Genomic DNA, 17,057 nt, shown 5'->3' on the forward strand with positions numbered 1-17,057 from the left:
TATCATGATTCGCTACATATGCACCCAGATAGCAATGTTAGGAGGTCTTTTGCTCCTATTGGGCCTCCTCTTCATGCCTATTTCGGACGTTCACGCACAGGATGAACCCGTGACCTGGACCGCGGACGATCCTGATCTGGAGTGGGGACCCTGTCCCGAGTTCATGCCCGAAGGCTGCGGAATTGCCGTCTTGCAGGGAAATCCTGAGGCGCCTAATGCCGACGTGTTCTTCCGGATGGCGCCGGATACGACCGTGCCCGATCATTGGCACACCTCGGCCGAGCGGATGGTGCTCGTCTCCGGCGAAATGCACGTCGACTACGAAGGGCACGATCCGGTCGTGCTCGAGCCCGGCACCTACGCCTACGGCCCGGCTGAGCTGCCCCACGAAACGTACTGTGCCTCTGGGGCGGAGTGCGTCCTATTTATCGCTTTTGAGAAGCCCGTTGACGCAATGCCCACTGAGGAGTGAAGCAGGCGAATTGCCTGGGCTTCGCCCAAAACGAGCTCTGTAGCAACGCTACGAGGCACGTACTAAATATCTTCTGCGGACTCCATGAAGTCACAGCGCTAGGAGCGTAGCGACCAAGTACTTCTGAGGTCCCCTCCAATAGTGCGCAAAAACCCTCATATACCCATGACATACCAAACATTCTTCACGCTTTTACTCGCCCTTTTTCTCTCTATCCAGCTTGCGTGTGCCCAGCACGACGACCACGAAGAGTTAGGGGACGTCCAGTTTGTAATTACGTGCAATGACCAGGCGCAGGAACGCTTCAACGAAGGCCTTGCGCACCTGCATCATATGATGTACGCACGGGCACGATCAACTTTTGAAGATGTAATCGCGGCAGACTCCGAATGCGCGATGGGACACTGGGGGATCGCTATGACGAGCTTCCAACCGCTCTGGGCGCCCACGAGTGATGGTGATCTGCAGCGCGGAAAAGCATCCGTGGATGCCGCACTAAATCTGGACGCTGATACAGAGCGCGAGGCGATGTACCTCGCTGCTGTGGAGGCGTTCTTCACCGATCCGGATCCGCCGGCTGCCGATCGTCCCACCGATCATCAAAAACGCATCGACGCCTGGAAGAAAGCGCAGCGCAACCTGCACGAAGCCTACCCGGACGATGTGGATGCCGCTGCCTTCTACGCATTGGCCGATATCTCGTATGCGATGACGCAGTTCTCGCCCGATGAGGAGCGCGACTTCACGCGCGAGCGACGGGCGGGGGCACTGCTTGAGGAGTATTACGAAAATCATCCCGAGCACCCTGGGCTTTTCCATTACCTGATCCACGCCTATGACAGCGCCGAACTCGCGCATCTGGCCGAGGAGTACGCGCGAGGATACGATCAGCTCGCACCGGATACGCCCCACGCACTGCACATGCCCAGCCACATCTTCGTGCGGATGGGCCTATGGGAGGAAACGGCTGAATGGAACGAGCGATCGGCAGAGGCCGCACTCGAACATCCGTTTAACGGGCTGGTGTCGCTGCATTATCCTCACGCGCTCGATTACATGATGTATGCGTACCTGCAGCTGGGCGAGTATGAGAAGGCAGACGATACACTCAACCGCATCCGCACCATCGAAGACACACAGCCGCACTTTGCCAGCGCGTATGGTGCCGCAGCAGGCCAGGCGCGGTACTTCCTGGAGCAGGGCCTCTGGGAGGAAGCAGCCGACCTTCGCACAGGCTACCCCTCCACCGTCAAGTGGGATGATTACGCGGGTGCTACAGCCATCATACATTATGCTCGCGGCCTCGGCGCCGCGCGAACGGGCGATCTGGAACAGGCTGCCGCTGAACGAGACGCTATCGAAGAACTCGTCGCTTCCATGCGAGACGCTGGAGACGCGTACTGGGCCCACATGACCGAGGCGCTGCAAAAAGCAGTGGGGGCCTGGATTCTGTATGAGGAGGGTAGTACCGAGGAAGCGCTCGCGCAAATGCGTGACGCGGCGGATCTTGAGGACGCCATGGACAAACACCCGATTACGCCCGGCGAAGTCCTGCCCGTCCGCGAGCTCTACGGCGAGCTACTGCTGAATGAAGGGCGCCTCGCAGAGGCGCAGGAGGCCTTCGAAAAATCGCTGGAGCGCACGCCCAACCGCAAGAACGCGCTCGAAGGCATTGAACAGGTGACGGCGGCACGGTAAATCACTGCTTCACCCCTCAAATGCCATTCCGAGAGCTCACAAGCTAACAAAATAAACCAAGCGCTCACGATGAAACGTCCGACTCTTGACCGTCGCCAGTTTCTCCGCCTGAACGGCGCAGCCCTTGCCGGCGCCGCGCTTACACCGGTCGTGTCTTCCGAACAATGGTCACACACTCGGACGTCTCCGCCGGCCGTCAGTGTAGACCGATCGCCCGGATTCTACCGCTTCAGTTTTGGAGAGATGGAGATCACCGTGCTTAGCGACGGATATTTCGATTACTCTCCCGATTTCGTTACAATCGACGACCCGGTCGAAATCCAGGCCTACAATGCAGCCCCAGAGACACGCGAGGAGCACTTTCGCTCGCGCCGGCTTCCCACCGACAATATCCCCCTGCAGGCAAGTCCCGTCGTGATCGATTCGGGCAATCAACGAACGCTGGTCGACTGCGGCATGGGCACGGGGGAGGAGTTGCCGCCAACAGCAGGCCGGCTGGGCCATTCCCTCGAAGCTGCGGGCATTGCTCCCGAGAGCATCGACCACATGCTACTGACGCATGCGCACCCGGACCACATGGGCGGGCTCGTGAACCCGGTTGACGGAGCTCCGGTCTTTCCTGAAGCAGAGGTGGTCATCTCGGAGGCAGAGCACGCGTTCTGGACCGGCGACGATGTCGTATCTGCACAGGAACCACCCTTCGTGTCTGAGATCGCTGAATCCTTTGCAGCGCTGGCCCGCGGGGTCCTTCGGAGCGTGAACGACCGCATCCGCATCGTGCAGGGGGAGGAAGAAGTAACCGACGGAATCTGGAGCATCCCCTCTCCCGGACACACGCCCGGGCACGTCTGCTTCGCCGTCGATAGCGGAGGCGAGCAGCTCCTCCTCACCGGAGACGCGATCGTATTTCCCCATACGTCCTTCGAATATCCGGGATGGCATTTCTTCGGAGACCTCGACCCTGCGGAAGCCGCCCGCAGCCGCAAACGCCTGCTCGACCGCGCCACGACGGACGAGATGTTCATCCTGGGATTCCACTTCCCCTTTCCGGGCCTCGGATACGCTTTCGAGTACGGCGATGCGTACCGATGGCAGCCTGCCGGATGGGTGTTCTGATATGCAAGTACCTTCCGTTCAATCCACGAATCGCAAGAATGATTACTCCTGAGGCTGAGCCCAAATGATTACACCAAAAAGCGACACATCCACATCCCCTTCCATCATTCCACCCGACGGTGGAGAACCGTTTCTCTTCGGAGAGGTCGGCGGGCGCTTTAAAATCCAAGGCGCCTCCACGGAGGAGCGTTTTGCCGTTGCGCAGCTTCCCGAGATACCACCCGGCGTGCTGGCTGCCCCACTACACCGCCACAACAACGAGGACGAGTATACCTACGTGCTCGACGGCACGCTACACACCATGGTGGGAGACGAGGTCGTGACGGCCGAGGCGGGCACCTGGCTCGTCAAGCCGCGCGGGCAGTGGCACACCTTCTGGAATACCGGAGACGATTCCTGCCATGTGATCGAGATCGTTTCGCCGGCAGGATTTGAACGCTATTTCCAGGAGGTGGCCGAGGCCGGAAGCGATCTCGATCGACTTGCTGAGATCAACGAAAAGTATGGGATTGACATGGACTTCGACAGCATCCCCAAGATTTGCGAGCGGTTTGGGCTGACCTTTCCTGAAATGGGCCCGTGAGTGGGCGCCAATTCGCTGCGCAGACCACCCGACGCAATAATATTCACCGAGACGAGGAGCTACCATGGAAGAAGCAACATCAACCGACCTTCAAGTACTGCTGGACAAAGACACGATTAAAGAGCTGGTATACCGATGGGACTATCTTGGCGACGACGGCAAGCCGCTCGACGCCATCGAGCGCTTTTGCACCGAGGACGTCATCTATGACGCCGGACCGCTAGGACGAACCGAAGGCAAGCAGGCCTTCAAAGAGGCCGCTAAGAAGGTCTTCGACGAGGAGTTGCTCTTCACCCAGCACATGCGCCACAATCCTGTCATTCAGGTAAATGGTGACGAGGCCACCGGAAAGTGGTATGCCGAGATCCCCTCGATCACCGGTGACGGTAAAGCCATCTGGCTCCAGGGAACCTACGAGCTCGGCTTTCGCCGGGTCGAGGGCGAGTGGAAAATCTCGAAATACACGTTCGAGTTCACCTATGCCACCCCGTACGAGAAGGGCTGGGTAGAGCAGCCCTTCGTCGAGGGCGTACCCGGCGAGCTCGAGTGGTAGTCGCTTTCGCCAATATCCCATCGTGGTCAACGCCCCCAACGCCTAAGCCACACTGGCTCTCTGGATGCTACCTTCGGCAGATCGTAGTGACAATACGCGACAACCTCCATTCGATACCAAAACATTGACTGATCGACACACGATGACTGAACTGACCCCCGATGACCTTGAGCGCACGGCAGCTACCTACGAAGAACTCATGGTGCCAACCTTGTTCGAACCGTGGGTGCACAAAAAAATAAGCCTTGCTGAGGTACAGCCCAGTGATCGCGTGCTGGATGTAGCCTGTGGCACGGGAGCCGTAGCACGCGCCGCAGCCGATCGCACAGCTATCGACTGGACTGTTTGTGGTCTAGATCCCAACCCGGGCATGCTCGCTGTTGCTGAAGAGAAGGCACCCGGTATCGTGTGGAAAGAGGGAGTTGCCGAAGAGGTGCCTTGTTCAACCAACGCATTTGATGTCGTTTTTTGTCAGTTCGGAATGATGTTTTTCGAGGATCCCACCAAAGCACTTCGGGAGATGAGCCGCGTGCTCGCACCAGGGGGCCGATGCATCGTTTCCGTTTTTGATTCACTCGACTACGTTCCGGGCTATAACGTGCTGACCCGTGTTTTCGAGCAGATTGTTGGCGCCGAAGTTGCCCAAGCGCTTCAACACCCATTTTCAATGGGTAACAAAAACGAACTACAGTCGATCTGCGATGATGCTGAACTTTCATCAGCAAAGATCACGACCCACGAAGCCGCTGCTCATTTTCCTGATGTCCGAACCATGGTGCTGGCTGATGTGAAGGGCTGGTTCCCATTTGCAGGGATTGAGCTAGACGACGAACAGATCGAGCATGTTATTCAGCAAGCCGAGAGCGCACTCGATGCATTTATCGGATCAGATGGGCAGGTATCGTTCCCGGTACGTGCGCACTTCATTATAATCGACGAGAACGAAGTATAAACGTAAAAGAGCAGAAGTGAACTCATCATTCGCTACAGACCATCCATCATAAAAACGCCGGATAGAGCAAACCACTCCGTCCGGCGTTGCAACAAAAACAAGGTACTGGGCACCTACGCGTCGACCGTAAGCACACGATCAATGACATGAATGACGCCATTTTCCGCTTCTAGATCCGTTTGCTGGATCATCGCTCCGCCAATTCGCGGCGCTCCGTCTTTCTTGTCGATTTTCAGTGTACTCCCGTCTAACATCTTCATAGAAGAGGCCGCCAATACATCTTTCGCTGACTTGCGCCCCTTTACAACATGATGCTTCAAGATATTCTGAAGCTTATTCTTGTTCGCCGGTTTCATGAGCATTCCCCATGTTTCGCGCGATAGCTCTTTGAATGCAGCATCGTTGGGCGCAAAAACGGTAAACGGTCCACGCCCTTTTAGCGTATCTACAAGATCAGCCTGTTTGAGGGCGTCAACGAGGGTTGTGAAGTTTTTATCGGAAGCGGCCAGATCAACGATCGTGGCAGCTCTTTTCTTGGCTACAGCCATGGTGACATACGGTTGGAATGATCATACAGTGGATAGATCGCTTCAAGAGGCAAGGTTGCGAGGCAAGTCGTACGGCCGCCGCCAACCCTAGCTTGATTGATCTAAAACATCTGGAACGATCGGGACGGATTTGTACATGCCCTTCAGACGTTCGTGATGCTATGGCATGTAGTGTAGCCTTTCCACGTGTAAGAGACGTACTACTATCACACGTCCTCCCCTTGCCACCAATGGTGGGTCTTGGACTGCTCCAGGTATACACCTCGATATGAGATGGCATGGTTCACTATAGACCGGTAGTGGTTACATTGTACGTGATAGTTGCCGGTCTTGCGGACGGCTCCGCAGGTCATCCTGACGCCGATAGGCGGACCGATCTCGGCGCCGGCCGCTCATGCCTAACGGAGCTCCGCGCGTTGTGGCGTTCCCGTATGCCTGTAATGTAGTCCGCTGAGGCGTCACTGCATTCAGCATGCCCCATGAGAAAAACGGGGGACAAACGCCTTTGGGTAGGCTCCCATGTAACGCTTTGCCACGATCGATTAACCGTTTTCTACCTGCCCGCGCCATCTACCGACACAGTTGACGGGTCCTTTGCTCACTTTCCAATACAGAACTGCGAGAAGATCTGCCCGAGCACATCTTCGTTGGTTACCTCGCCCGTGATAGCGCCAAGCGCATGCAGGGCCTCACGCAGGTCGAGCGTGAGCAGATCGCTCGATACGCCTTGGTCGTAGGCGGTTTGCGCACGCTCCAGCGCGGTTTTCGCTTCTTGCAGATGCTGGCGGTGGCGCTTGTTCATGACGACGGCGGAGGCCTCGGTATCACGCAAGTCGGCATCCACCTGATTGAGAAGCGCCGTGGTGAGGCGGTCGAGCTCCCCTGCGTCGTCGAACGCACGAAGGGCCGAGAAGGAAAGGGAGCGCCCCACATCGAGATCAGGCGTGCGTTCAGCGTCGACTGTGTCCGATTTGTTGGCGACAATTAACGTAGGCACAGCCGGCTCCGCATCCGAGAGCTCCTGAAGGAACGCGCGCTCGGCATCGTCGAGTCCGCGCTGCTGGTCGTAGACGTAGAGCAGCACATCGGCTTCGCGGATGGAGGCTTCGGCACGGCGCACGCCTTCGGCCTCGATCTGGTCGGACGCATCGCGCAGGCCGGCGGTATCCACAAAGCGAAAGAGGAGTCCGTCGATTTCGGCCTCGGCTTCGATTTCATCGCGGGTGGTGCCGGGGGTAGCGCTCACAATGGCGCGGTCGCGGCCCACGAGCGCATTAAGCAGCGTCGATTTGCCTGCGTTGGGGCGTCCGCCAATCACGACGCGCACGCCATCGCGCAAGAGTTCGCCAGTGCGATAGGAATCGAGCAGCGTGGAGACGAGGCGGTGTGCGGTGTCGAGCAGAGTGGTGAGCCGCTCGCGATCGGCAAACTCGACGTCTTCTTCGGAGAAGTCAATTTCCAGCTCCATGAGCGCACACAGATCGAGCAACTCCTCGCGCAAGTTGGATAGCCGATCGGAGTACCGCCCGCGCAGATGTTGCATGGATACGCGGTGCGCCTGCTCGGAAGTGGCATGGATAAGGTCCGCGACGGCTTCGGCTTGGGCCAGGTCGAGCTTTCCATTGAGAAATGCACGCTGAGTGAACTCTCCCGGCTCGGCCATGCGGGCGCCGGCATCCAGAAGGGCATCCAGCACCAGTTGGGGCGCCAGGTCGCCGCCGTGGCACGACACCTCGACAACATCTTCACCGGTGGCTGAACGCGGCCCCTGAAAGACGGTGGCAACCACCTGATCGAGCGCCGCACCGTCCACATCCTCTATGTACCCGACGTGGGCGGTGTGCGAGGGCACCTCTTCAAGGTCGGCGCCCCCAAATCGCTTATTCACGAGCGCCCGCGCCTCGGGGCCCGACACACGGATGATAGCCAGTGCGGCCCGTCCGCGGGCCGTGGCAATGGCGGCGATGGTGTCCGAATCAGAAGCCATAAGCGGCAGCGCATCTGTAGACAAGCCAAGTTACTTGCGCTTCTTCGCCTCCTTTTGTGCCTCCTCAGCCTTCTTAAGGAGCCGCGCAAACCACCCGTCTTTGTCATCGCCGTTTTTGTTGGCTTCGAAGCGCGTATTCGGCTCCTGCTCCTTCTCCTTATCCAACTGCCAGTAGATGTACTTCTGCTGCGCGGCGGTCGTTACGTTGTAGAACAGATAGTACAGACTTAGCGCTGACGCAAATCGGTTGAATATGAAGAAGATAAAGAACGGCAGCACATACATGAACACCTTCGCCTGCGCGCCCGAGCCCGTACTGCTCATTTGGATGCGCATGGTTACGATCATCGAGAGCCCCATCAGCAGCGTGAAACCGGCCACATAATCGCCATAGAACGGGATCGTGAATGGCAAATGCATGATGGGGTCAGGAGCCGACAGGTCAGCAGCCCACAGGAAGCTTTCTTGTCGCAGCTGCACCGACTGCGGGATGTACAGATACAGCGCAATGATGATAGGGTACTGCAAGAACATAGGTAAACACCCACCAATCGGGTTCACCCCCGACTCGCGGTACAGCTTCATCATCTCCTGCTGCTGCTTCTCCATATCGTCCTCGTACTTCTCCTTGATCTTATCCATCTCTGGCTTCAGATCACGCATCTTCGCCATGGAGCGGTACGAGGACTTCGTGAGCGGATACACCGCTACTTTGATTAGGATAGCCAGCAGGATGATGACCAACCCATAGTTGGGCAGCACACCGCCCAGATAGGTAAGGGCCGGGATAAAGATAAAGGTAGCCAGCGGACGGGTCATCCATTCGAAGATGGCCCATCCATAGTTGACCATGCTGTAGAGGTCGCGCCCGTAGGCCGTAAGGTTGTAATAGTCTACCGGCCCCATGTAGAGCGAGAACGAGTCGGTATGCACATCCGAAGAGGTACCCGGGAAGAACATACGGGCCGATGTGCCCTGTCCACCCAATTCATTGGAGGCCGCGCCTTCTTCGCGAACCAGCTCAGCGCCCTCAACGCTGCCCTCATCGTCGGGCATGAGCACCGCAGTAAAATACTTGCTCCGGTGCGCAATCCAGCTTACCGATCCCGACAGACGCGTTTCCGCGTACTCATCGTCATCCAGTAAGAGGCTTTCGAGCGTGCCCCCCGAGTACGCATACACGCCCGAGTCCACGCGTTCGCCTTCTGGATCATCTTCGGTAAACGGCACCCCTCGATCCCATACCAAATCATAGCCATCGGCGGTAGCAAACTGACGCGGGTTCTGCTGCGTGATTTGCAGGTCAAGGTCGTACGGGTCGGGGGTAAACGTGTATGTTAGGCTGAGGGAAGCATCCCCGTCTTCGCCCAGCGTTGCGGTAAAGGTGATTGAAGGGCTTTCGTTACGATCGACGCGAAGTGTATCGGGGGCGTCGGTTTCGAAGTAGAGCGCGCGGGTATCGGCCAGCCGGCTAGAAGGCGTCGTGAAGCTGATGCTAGGCACACCAGCGCCCGTCGTATCAACCAATTCGACGGGGGTCTCGCGGTCAAACTTCACGAACTCATTGAGCGTGAAGCGCTCAATGGTCCCTCCTCGGGTAGAAAACTTCGCCGTGTACTGGTCCGACTCAACAACGATGATCCGCTCTTCGCCTTCTTCAGCGAGTTGGGTTGCCGGATCGGCTGGCGCTTCGATTGGCTCCGGATCGTCCAACGCGGGCTCATCATCGTCTGTCTCTGCCACATCCGGGTCGGCCACATCCGGGTCATCATCAGGTTCTTCACCAGGCGGCAGGCGTTCGGCATCGGTTGTGTCGCCCTCCTCGCCCTCGGCCTGGGTAACGGTTTCGTCTTCAACGGGCTCTTGGGGGGGCTCCGGCCCAAAGAAGGCCAGCCAGCCAAACATGATAACGCCAAAAAGGACCGTGGCAATCAGGATATTGCGCTGGTCTTCGGCAGTGGGTTGATTACGCAGCGTAGACAAGGCAGCCGAGGCAGTTTGAAAGTAAAACAGTCAGAACAACCATACCGGTCCCTCCTGTTACAGGTTTTGCACAGAGGGTGAAGGCGAACGGCCCCGGTGATTCGAGTTCGGGTTAGACGTAGTGCCTTCTACAGGGATGGTCGGGCAGCATCAGTGGGGGCAGTATGGGGCGGCAAGAGATGCGCTATGTTCTCTAACACACGAGGGAGATGACGCGGAATGCAGCGGGCAGCCTGATCGGAGGCCCCCCGAAATACGAGCATGACAATCAAGGGAGGCGCGTCGGGCGGTAGAGCGTCGCGCAGCGTGTGCTGATGTTGACGGTAGGTTTCGCGCAAGTGCCGCCGTACTTGTGTGCGTTGTACATTGGTAGGGTGGCCCCGTCCAGGAGCGAACCCGACCTGCACGGGCACATCGTGGCCGGTCTCTTTCTGAGAAGACCACCGATACAACGCCCGAACACACCCGTGTGCAGTGGTATGCACATCGGGCCGCGAGCGGTCAAAAAGCGACCGGATGAGCCGCTGTCGTTTCAACCGGTGCGTGCGCGGAAACGTGTAGCGATTCGAAGAAACCCTCATAGGACAGCGGCACGAACCCGGTGCGTATACGCTACACTGGTTTTCCAGACGACTTATCGCTCACCGTCAGGTTTTTGCGTCCTTTTTTGCGACGCCGCTTCAGGATCTTGCGTCCGTCTTTGGTTTTCATTCGCTTGCGGAAGCCGTGCTTGTTCTTCCGCTTCTTACGACTCGGTTGGTAAGTGCGCTTTGGCATAGGTCGAAGGCTGTTTGATGATCGCTACAATGATAAGCGACATGTCCTAACGAGGGCTATGCATAGTTGTTTTCCACCACCCGTGCGAAGACGCCGCCAATTTGAGATAGAATTGGTATGGAAACACTTGGAACCTATCGATTCCACTTGACATTTTACAGAATCGCAGTGCATACTATCGATGCACAAATGAGACATATGGGTCCTTAGCTCAGTTGGTTTAGAGCGCCTGCCTTACAAGCAGGAGGTCCCTGGTTCGAATCCAGGAGGACCCACTATATATTTTCACAAGCCTCTGTTATGCAGGGGTTTGTTAGTTTAGTGGTACAACGTAGGTACAACAATCTCGCCTCTTCACCCACACACTATATCTTTTCTGTGAGGGTTTTGGTAACTTGGCGGTATGGGTAACCGCTTTCGTCTTCTCTCCTTATCGGGCTGTTGAGGCCTATGGCAAATAACGATATTACTGAACAAGAAACGCGCACTCGATATATCACCCCAGCTCTGCAAAACGCTGGATGGCCGCCCAAGCGTATCCGTGAGGAGTATACGTTTACTGCCGGACGTATCATCGAGCATGGAAACGCATACACGCGCGGTCCGCAGAAAACCGCGGATTACGTGCTGGAGTACAAGCCCAACATCCCGCTTGCGGTAATAGAGGCCAAACGCAATAAAAAGCCACTGGGCACGGGCATGCAGCAGGGTGTTGACTATGCGGCTGCTCTGGAGCATGCGACCCAAATGGATATCCCGTTTGTCTATTGCTCAAACGGCGATGGATTCATCGAGCACGATCGCACAAAGACAGAAGGGGAACGCGAGCGTTTTCTCCCAATGGACGCATTTCCAAGCCCTGACTCGCTCTGGAAGCGGTACCGTGAGGCCAAAGGGTTCGATGATAAGCAAGAAGAAGTTTTCCTCCAAGACTACTACACTGAGATTGAGGGGAAAACGCCTCGCTACTACCAGCAGGTAGCCATTAACCGCGCTGTGGAGGCCTATGTCAAGGGGCAAAACCGCATGCTGCTGACGATGGCCACCGGTACGGGCAAGACGTTTACCGCCTTCCAGATCATCTGGCGCTTGTGGAAAGCGGGCGAAGCGGAGCGTATTCTTTTCCTGGCCGACCGAAATATCCTGGCCGATCAGGCCATGGTCAACGACTTTCGACCCTTCGGACAGGTGATGACAAAGATCACGAACCACGAGGCTCCCAAGTCGCATGAGGTGTACCTGGCTCTCTACCAGGCGCTGACAGGCGATAAAAACACATCTGACGTCTACACGGAGTACTCGCCAGACTTCTTCGACCTGGTCGTAATTGATGAGTGCCACCGTGGAAGTGCACGCGATGACTCAGAGTGGCGCAAAATCCTGGAGCATTTCGATGCCGCCACGCATCTGGGGCTTACCGCAACGCCAAAGGAAACCACAGACGTCTCCAATCAGCACTACTTCGGGGAACCCATTTACACGTACACCCTGAAGCAGGGCATCAACGATGGTTTCCTGGCGCCGTACCGCGTTGTTCGGATAAACCTGGACAAAGATGTCGATGGCTATCGCCCTACGAAGGGGAAACGAGACCGCTTCGGGCGAGAGATTGAGGACCGTGAGTACACGCAACGCGACTTCGACCGCAACCTGGTCATCTCCGACCGAACAAAGATTGTCGCACGCAAGATAACGGAGTATCTGGAAGAGACCGATCCGTACGCTAAAACCATTGTTTTCTGCGAAGATGTGGAGCACGCAGAGCGTATGCGCCGGGCCCTCGTGAATGAGAATCCCGCTCGCGTGGACAAGGACTGGCGCTACGTGATGCGCATTACTGGGGATAGCGACGAGGGGAAACGTGAGCTCGACAACTTCATCGACCCGGAGGAGCGCTACCCGGTCATTGCTACCACTTCCCGCATGCTCACGACGGGCGTCGATGCGCAGACGTGCAAGCTCATCGTGCTGGACGTTAACATCCGGTCGATGACGGACTTCAAGCAGATCATTGGGCGGGGTACGCGTATCCAGGAAGACTATGGGAAGCGTAGCTTCACCATTATGGACTTCCGGGGCGTCTCACGCAAGTTTGCAGATCCTGACTTCGACGGGCGTCCGGAACAGGTCTATGAGACAGACGCCGACGATTCGCCCGTCCCTCCAGATCCTGACGGAAGCGATCCGCTCCCAACTGATGAAGACGAATTCGGGGGTATGGGCGATGGTTTGCCTGATGATGAGCCTGCAGAGCCGGGCAACCCGCGTAAGTACTACGTAGATGACGTGCCTGTGCACGTTGTCCACGAGCAGATCAAGTACTACGACAAAGATGGGCGTCTTGTCACAGAAAGCCTGAAAGACTATACCCGGAAACGCATTCGCGAAGAGTACGACTCACTCGATGATTTCCTGAAGCGGTGGTCTAACGCCGAACGTAAGACCGCTATCCTGAAGGAGATGAAAGAGCAGGGCATCTTTCTCTCTGAACTTCAGAAGGAAGTAGGCACCGAGTACGATCCGTTCGATCTGGTTTGCCATGTGGCGTTCGATAAGGAGCCGCTCACGCGGAGCGAACGCGCACGCAAGGTGCGCCAGGATACCTATTTCGACCGCTACGGCGAAGACGCCCGTGAAGTGCTCGATGCACTGCTCGATAAGTATGCCGATGACGGTCTGGAAAACATCGAACGCCGCGATGTGCTCACCGTGAAACCTCTCTCCGAACTCGGCGGACCGCTCGATATCGCACGACGTTTCGGAAGTACAGATGACTACCAAACGGCTGTCCGTGAACTGGAGGCGCGCCTGTACGAGACTGCTTAACTAAGCCTGCATTCTACAACACTCGTTCTACGTTTTTCCACTACTGCACTCCCCCTTCATGGCTACCCGCTCCATCATCAAATCCATTCAAGACATCATGCGCAAAGACGTCGGTGTCGACGGCGATGCGCAGCGCATCGCACAGCTTGGGTGGATGATCTTCCTGAAGCTCTTCGACGCAAGCGATCAGGAACTGGAGTTTATGAAGCCGGAGTACGCCTCGCCCATTCCAGAGCGCCTGCAATGGCGCAACTGGGCCGCCGACGATGAAGGGATAACCGGAGATGAGCTCATCACTTTTATAGAAGATGACCTGTTCCCCAGCCTCCAGGAGCTTGAGACCGGCGATGACCGCCGCGCGCTCATCGTTCGCAGTGTGTTTGAGGACACGTACAACTACATGAAGTCGGGCACACTGCTCCGGCAGGTTATCAACAAGCTGGACGAGATCAACTTTATCTCGCAGGAGGAGCGGCACGTCTTCAACGACGTGTACGAGAATATCCTTCAGGATCTACAGAGCGCGGGCAATGCAGCCGAGTACTACACGCCTCGGGCGGTAACGCGCTTCATGACAGAGATGGTAGATCCCGAACTGGGCGAGACGGTGCTCGACCCGGCATGCGGTACCGGCGGGTTCCTGTCGGATGCGATTCAGCATCTGGAGCGCAAAGGCGTAACGAACGTCCACGAACTCGACCAGCTCCAGGAAACCATTCGCGGCATCGAGAAGAAGCCGCTTCCGCACAGCCTGGCGCTTACGAACCTGATCTTGCACGGTATTGAAGCGCCCGCTATCCGGCGCGCCAACTCGCTGGCTACACCGCTGCGTAGCTACAGCAAAAGCGACCGAGTAGACGTCATTTTGACCAACCCGCCGTTTGGAGGCACCGAGGAAGATGGCATTAAGGTGAACTTCCCGAAGCAGTACCGAACCAGCGAGACGGCGGATCTTTTCCTGGCCCTGGTCTTCCGTCGCCTCAAGAACGAAGGCGGACGCGCAGCTATTGTGCTGCCTGATGGGTTTCTCTTTGGCGAGAGCGTCAAGACACGCCTGAAGGAGACGCTGCTCGACGACTTCAACCTGCACACGATCGTGCGGCTCCCAAAAGGCGTGTTCGCGCCGTACACCGATATCAACACGAACCTGCTGTTCTTCGATGCGGACGGGCCGACCGACACTCTCTGGTACTACGAGCACCCGCTTCCAGAAGGATACAAACAGTACACGAAGACCAAACCGATCCGCTTCTCGGAGTTTGAGACGGAAATGGAGTGGTGGACAAGCCGCGAGGAAACCGCACAGGCCTGGGAGGTCTCGCGTGAAGAGATCATCGAGCGCGATTACAACCTGGATATCGACAACCCGAACGATAGTGAAGACAAACTGGAAGACCCTGATGTCCTCTTGCGGCGCTACGAGAAGCTGCGCGAGGAAGCAGATGAGCTTCGTGCAGAGCTGAAAGCCGAACTCGGCCATGCGCTTGCTCGAAGCCTCTAACGTCGTTCGCTCTTCCTCACATAGACCTGACAAGTCTCCGAGACCTGCCAGGTCTGGATTCGCCCCCTTCGCTCCAGACGCCCGCTGTGCCCGTGACGCTCTCCGATCTCCTCGATCGCTTCGATCTCCTGCTCGATACGACCAACGCCATTCCCCAACTCCGCCAGTTCATCCTCCAACTTGCTGTTCAGGGCCACCTGACGGAGCAAGATCCCGACGACGAACCGGCGGAGGTGCTTCTTGAGCGGATTCAGACGGAAAAGCAGCGCCTGTACGATGCGGGAGAGATCCGGAAGCCGAAGACGTTTCCAAATATCGGGGTAGAAGATTTCAGGTTTCACATCCCAGAAAACTGGGTCGGAGTGAGACTTGGAGCAGTAATAGATCTGATCTCTGGTCGGCATATCAAATCATCAGATTATAGTGACAGTGAGGGAGAGCACCCTTACCTAACCGGTCCGTCTGACTTCGGAACCGTCAATCCTGTTTTTTCAAAGTGGACGGACGCTCCACGAACTTTTGCAGACGCTGGCGACATTTTAGTTACGGTCAAAGGATCTGGGGTTGGAAGCACCAATGTTTTGCACAAGAATCGTGTGGCAATAAGTCGCCAGTTGAAGGCAGTTCGTCCAATCCTCGTCGAGGGGCTGTTTCTATACAGAGTTCTGACCTCACAATTTGAACACTTTCAAGAGGTCAGTGACGGCACCACCGTGCCTGGCCTTAAAAATAAAGATCTGCTTAACCTTCCGCTCGCTCTCCCCCCACTCGAAGAACAAAAACGCATCGTCGAAACGGTCGATCGGCTGATGGACGAATGCGACGTGTTGGAGGCCACCCAGGCGCAGATGCGCGAGACACAGTCCGCCGCCACCGTCTCAGCCACGCACACCCTGCGCACCGCGCCCGACACCGACGCCCTCCGCACCGCCTGGAACCGCGTCGCCACGCACTTCGACACCCTCACCGCCACGCCCGACGCCGTGGATGAACTGCGGCAAACCATCCTCCAACTTGCCGTGCAGGGCCGCCTGACGGAGCAAGATCCAGATGATGAACCGGCAGAAGATAGGGTTGAACGCTCAAAAATGGAGATTCAACGCTTATACAACGACGGTAAGATTACAAGGCCCTCAAAGCGTCCAGTAGTACAAGAGGAGGAAAAGGTTTTTGATGTGCCTTCTGGATGGATGTGGGCACGTCTGGGTAATGTACTGGCACCAGTAAATGGGCGTGCATACAAGAAAGAGGAATTGCTTGAGACAGGTACACCCGTGATACGGATTCAAAATCTTGGAGGAGGAGGCTCTTGGTATTATTCCGACCTTGAGCTGGACGATAAAAAGTACTGCAAGGAAGGTGACCTGCTTTATGCATGGTCAGGTACCTTTGGGCCATATATCTGGGAGGGACCACGAGCCATTTTCCATTATCACATCTGGCGAATAGAACTGACAGAAGCTCTAAATAAAAGGTTCGCGTACTATTTGCTAAAAGCAATATCAGGCGACATAGAAGAAGGGGCTCATGGAATCATGCTCCCGCACATGACAAAAGGTGGTATGGAGAAGCACGTGGTTCCTCTTCCCCCTGTGGAAGAACAGCAACGCATTGCCGAATCTCTCGACCGATTGATGAACATGTGTAATCAGTTGACTGCACAGCTGGAAGAGTCTCAAACCACTGGTGAACAGTGGGTAAAAGCAGCACTCAGGGAAGCTGCAGTAATACGTGAAGTACCAGCAGCCGCGTAACAGCAGGCATAGCCGCTATCCATTCTCAGTATCAAGAAAATGCGAAACACCTCGCGGTCGGGGTGGGTCGGGGTCGGTACGATATTGTACTTTGTCGATGAGATAAACCATCGACCGGTTCGCTGCGAGACAACTCGTAGTGGGTTGGAGTGCCTCACGCGTTTGAGAACTGTAGATTTAGGTCGAGGTGTGAGAGGAGTTCTGTTTGGTTCTGGTAATTGTGTGAATATGGGCAGAAAGTAGTCAATGGCGGCCAAGATGCAGCGAACGATTACAACGCTGATGGTCAAGGTTGAACTCTTCTGGC

The 17,057-nt window shown here is 56.5% G+C and carries 14 protein-coding genes and 1 tRNA gene; 10 read left to right on the forward strand and 5 right to left on the reverse strand.

Annotation, left to right across the window (positions count from 1 at the left end):
• The first annotated feature begins 73 nt into the window (after positions 1-73).
• The 6 genes from ACZ5AL_RS13590 to ACZ5AL_RS13615 all read left to right on the forward strand — a co-directional run bounded on the left by ACZ5AL_RS13590 (position 74) and on the right by ACZ5AL_RS13615 (position 5,374).
• Complete coding sequence (locus tag ACZ5AL_RS13590; protein WP_464511063.1) at positions 74-472, forward strand: cupin domain-containing protein; 399 nt, start codon at positions 74-76, stop codon at positions 470-472.
• Positions 473-637: 165 nt separating this feature from the next.
• Positions 638-2,170: a tetratricopeptide repeat protein gene (locus tag ACZ5AL_RS13595; protein ID WP_464511064.1), complete on the forward strand. Its 1,533-nt coding sequence runs from the start codon at positions 638-640 to the stop codon at positions 2,168-2,170.
• 69 nt (positions 2,171-2,239) lie between these two features.
• A complete protein-coding gene (locus ACZ5AL_RS13600) occupies positions 2,240-3,286 on the forward strand; it encodes an MBL fold metallo-hydrolase (protein ID WP_464511066.1) in 1,047 nt (348 codons plus the stop codon).
• 64 nt (positions 3,287-3,350) lie between these two features.
• Positions 3,351-3,869: a cupin domain-containing protein gene (locus ACZ5AL_RS13605; protein WP_464511067.1), complete on the forward strand. Its 519-nt coding sequence runs from the start codon at positions 3,351-3,353 to the stop codon at positions 3,867-3,869.
• 64 nt (positions 3,870-3,933) lie between these two features.
• Positions 3,934-4,422 carry a nuclear transport factor 2 family protein gene (locus ACZ5AL_RS13610; protein WP_464511068.1) on the forward strand — a complete coding sequence of 163 codons (489 nt, stop codon included), beginning with the start codon at positions 3,934-3,936 and terminating at the stop codon, positions 4,420-4,422.
• A gap of 142 nt (positions 4,423-4,564) precedes the next feature.
• A complete protein-coding gene (locus ACZ5AL_RS13615) occupies positions 4,565-5,374 on the forward strand; it encodes a class I SAM-dependent methyltransferase (protein WP_464511070.1) in 810 nt (269 codons plus the stop codon).
• Positions 5,375-5,487: 113 nt separating this feature from the next.
• On the opposite strand, the gene ACZ5AL_RS13620 is transcribed toward ACZ5AL_RS13615, so the two are convergent.
• The 5 genes from ACZ5AL_RS13620 to rpmH all read right to left on the reverse strand — a co-directional run bounded on the left by ACZ5AL_RS13620 (position 5,488) and on the right by rpmH (position 10,669).
• On the reverse strand, positions 5,488-5,922 hold the full coding sequence (locus ACZ5AL_RS13620; RefSeq protein WP_464511071.1) for a fasciclin domain-containing protein: 435 nt from the start codon (positions 5,920-5,922) through the stop codon (positions 5,488-5,490).
• Between the two features lie 598 nt (positions 5,923-6,520).
• Positions 6,521-7,909, reverse strand: a complete 1,389-nt coding sequence (gene mnmE / locus ACZ5AL_RS13625; protein WP_464511072.1) for a tRNA uridine-5-carboxymethylaminomethyl(34) synthesis GTPase MnmE — start codon at positions 7,907-7,909, stop codon at positions 6,521-6,523.
• Positions 7,910-7,939: 30 nt separating this feature from the next.
• A complete protein-coding gene (gene yidC, locus ACZ5AL_RS13630) occupies positions 7,940-9,892 on the reverse strand; it encodes a membrane protein insertase YidC (protein ID WP_464511073.1) in 1,953 nt (650 codons plus the stop codon).
• 128 nt (positions 9,893-10,020) lie between these two features.
• On the reverse strand, positions 10,021-10,473 hold the full coding sequence (locus tag ACZ5AL_RS13635; RefSeq protein ID WP_464511074.1) for a ribonuclease P protein component: 453 nt from the start codon (positions 10,471-10,473) through the stop codon (positions 10,021-10,023).
• 31 nt (positions 10,474-10,504) lie between these two features.
• Positions 10,505-10,669 carry a 50S ribosomal protein L34 gene (gene rpmH / locus ACZ5AL_RS13640; protein WP_464511075.1) on the reverse strand — a complete coding sequence of 55 codons (165 nt, stop codon included), beginning with the start codon at positions 10,667-10,669 and terminating at the stop codon, positions 10,505-10,507.
• 200 nt (positions 10,670-10,869) lie between these two features.
• On the opposite strand from rpmH, the gene ACZ5AL_RS13645 reads away from it, so the two are divergent.
• The 4 genes from ACZ5AL_RS13645 (at position 10,870) to ACZ5AL_RS13660 (ending at position 16,750) form a co-directional block, all read left to right on the forward strand.
• Positions 10,870-10,944, forward strand: a tRNA-Val gene (locus ACZ5AL_RS13645).
• Positions 10,945-11,119: 175 nt separating this feature from the next.
• On the forward strand, positions 11,120-13,495 hold the full coding sequence (hsdR, locus tag ACZ5AL_RS13650) for an EcoAI/FtnUII family type I restriction enzme subunit R (RefSeq protein WP_464511076.1): 2,376 nt from the start codon (positions 11,120-11,122) through the stop codon (positions 13,493-13,495).
• Between the two features lie 58 nt (positions 13,496-13,553).
• The gene (locus tag ACZ5AL_RS13655) at positions 13,554-14,996 is read left to right on the forward strand and encodes a type I restriction-modification system subunit M (RefSeq protein ID WP_464511077.1); all 1,443 of its coding nucleotides are present in this window, start codon (positions 13,554-13,556) and stop codon (positions 14,994-14,996) included.
• Between the two features lie 92 nt (positions 14,997-15,088).
• Positions 15,089-16,750, forward strand: coding sequence for a restriction endonuclease subunit S (locus tag ACZ5AL_RS13660; RefSeq protein ID WP_464511078.1), 1,662 nt, complete (start codon positions 15,089-15,091; stop codon positions 16,748-16,750).
• Positions 16,751-17,057 lie beyond the last annotated feature (307 nt).

The organism is Natronotalea proteinilytica (assembly GCF_055379935.1).

Excerpts from the sequence above, each read along its gene's own strand:
- ACZ5AL_RS13595 (WP_464511064.1), top strand. The coding sequence starts at position 638 with ATGACATACCAAACATTCTTCACGCTTTTACTCGCCCTTTTTCTCTCT.
- rpmH (WP_464511075.1), bottom strand. The coding sequence starts at position 10,669 with ATGCCAAAGCGCACTTACCAACCGAGTCGTAAGAAGCGGAAGAACAAG.
- mnmE (WP_464511072.1), bottom strand. The coding sequence starts at position 7,909 with ATGGCTTCTGATTCGGACACCATCGCCGCCATTGCCACGGCCCGCGGA.
- ACZ5AL_RS13590 (WP_464511063.1), top strand. The coding sequence starts at position 74 with ATGCCTATTTCGGACGTTCACGCACAGGATGAACCCGTGACCTGGACC.
- ACZ5AL_RS13655 (WP_464511077.1), top strand. The coding sequence starts at position 13,554 with ATGGCTACCCGCTCCATCATCAAATCCATTCAAGACATCATGCGCAAA.
- ACZ5AL_RS13635 (WP_464511074.1), bottom strand. The coding sequence starts at position 10,473 with ATGAGGGTTTCTTCGAATCGCTACACGTTTCCGCGCACGCACCGGTTG.
- ACZ5AL_RS13615 (WP_464511070.1), top strand. The coding sequence starts at position 4,565 with ATGACTGAACTGACCCCCGATGACCTTGAGCGCACGGCAGCTACCTAC.
- ACZ5AL_RS13605 (WP_464511067.1), top strand. The coding sequence starts at position 3,351 with ATGATTACACCAAAAAGCGACACATCCACATCCCCTTCCATCATTCCA.
- ACZ5AL_RS13610 (WP_464511068.1), top strand. The coding sequence starts at position 3,934 with ATGGAAGAAGCAACATCAACCGACCTTCAAGTACTGCTGGACAAAGAC.
- hsdR (WP_464511076.1), top strand. The coding sequence starts at position 11,120 with ATGGCAAATAACGATATTACTGAACAAGAAACGCGCACTCGATATATC.
- ACZ5AL_RS13600 (WP_464511066.1), top strand. The coding sequence starts at position 2,240 with ATGAAACGTCCGACTCTTGACCGTCGCCAGTTTCTCCGCCTGAACGGC.
- ACZ5AL_RS13620 (WP_464511071.1), bottom strand. The coding sequence starts at position 5,922 with ATGGCTGTAGCCAAGAAAAGAGCTGCCACGATCGTTGATCTGGCCGCT.